Origin of the sequence: Marinomonas foliarum (genome assembly GCF_003337275.1) — a bacterium.
In the GTDB taxonomy this organism is placed as follows: domain Bacteria; phylum Pseudomonadota; class Gammaproteobacteria; order Pseudomonadales; family Marinomonadaceae; genus Marinomonas; species Marinomonas foliarum.
The window spans coordinates 1-1,220 of sequence record NZ_QPJQ01000082.1 but is presented as its reverse complement, the minus strand read 5'-3'; the positions used below and the strand labels follow the sequence as shown (position 1 = coordinate 1,220).

Here is a 1,220-nt window from a genome sequence, read left to right as displayed (position 1 = left end):
CGACCTTGTATCTCTTCTTGATGGGTGTTTAGCTAGCACTTATCGCATCGGGAAATCGGTGAGCTCGTGCGCGACCTGAGCACAAAGATGCTGTTTTGTAGATTGAGCCCTGATTTCCTAACCTCCATTAAACTGAATGGTATCCTAGCACCCCAAGTAAGGGTGATGCTGCATGTACAAGGGGAGTAGATAGAGATGAAGGCTTTTATTGGCATTGATGTTGGTAAAGAAAAGTTAGATGTTAGCTGGTTACGCGACGTGGTCAAAAATAAGCAGAAAACCAAGGTGTTAAAGAACACAAAACAAGGCTATCAAGAATTAGTTGATTGGGTGCTAAAGAATACAGGGTTAGAAGCTCAGAATATTGTTATTACGACAGAGCCTACTGGTATTTATAGCGAACCTTTGATGTATTTTTTATATGCTCAAGGATTTACTCTTTTACATGTAAACCCTGGAAAAGCAAAACAATATGCAAAATCATTAGGGCTAGTTCATAAGACTGATAAATCAGACGCCACAATGCTAGCTCGCTATGGTCATGACCAACAACATTCACTTTCAAGCTGGCAGCCAGAGCCTGTAGAAGCAAGAGAACTAAAGGCAATGATGCGTAGACTTGAAGCGCTAGAGCAAGATTTACAGCGTGAAGAAAACCGTTATGAAGCGGTAGGCTTTTCAGGCGCATCCGCTCGGGTCGCTCAATCTCTCAAAGATATGATAGCAGTGTTAAAGGCTGAAATTCATAAACTCAAGAATGAAATCGATGAGCATATTGACAGGCATCCTCAATTGAAGAAGAACCGCCAATTACTTGAAAGTATAAATGGTGTTGGTGAAGTAACATCCCGAATAATGGTTTGTTTACTGGCGTGTAAGCGGTTTAAGAGCGCGAAACAGCTGGCTTCTTATTTAGGCTTGATCCCCAAGCACAACGAATCTGGTAAACGGGCAGGAAAAACAACCTTGAGTAAGGAAGGGCCAGGCTATATCAGAGCGAAATTGTATATGGCCGCAATCGTAGCTGGTCAACACAATACCGATATAAAAGCACAGAAAACGAGATTACTAAAACAAGGCAAAACAAAAATGCAGGCGCTAGGTGCAGCGATGAGAAAGCTGTCACAAATATGTTTTGGTGTTGTTAAGAATCAAACAGAATATCAGCCTCAAGTTAGTTAAATAAAAACTTGAGGCTGATTAGGAGAGATGGTATCTAC

At 41.4% G+C, this 1,220-nt stretch carries 1 protein-coding gene; it reads left to right on the top strand.

The genetic code is table 11. The features are described from left to right. The first annotated feature begins 195 nt into the window (after positions 1 to 195). The gene (locus DFP77_RS19420; protein ID WP_114413811.1) at positions 196 to 1,182 is read left to right on the top strand and encodes an IS110 family RNA-guided transposase; all 987 of its coding nucleotides are present in this window, start codon (positions 196 to 198) and stop codon (positions 1,180 to 1,182) included. Positions 1,183 to 1,220 lie beyond the last annotated feature (38 nt).

Coding starts and splice junctions, on each gene's coding strand:
- DFP77_RS19420 (WP_114413811.1), top strand. CDS start 196: ATGAAGGCTTTTATTGGCATTGATGTTGGTAAAGAAAAGTTAGATGTT.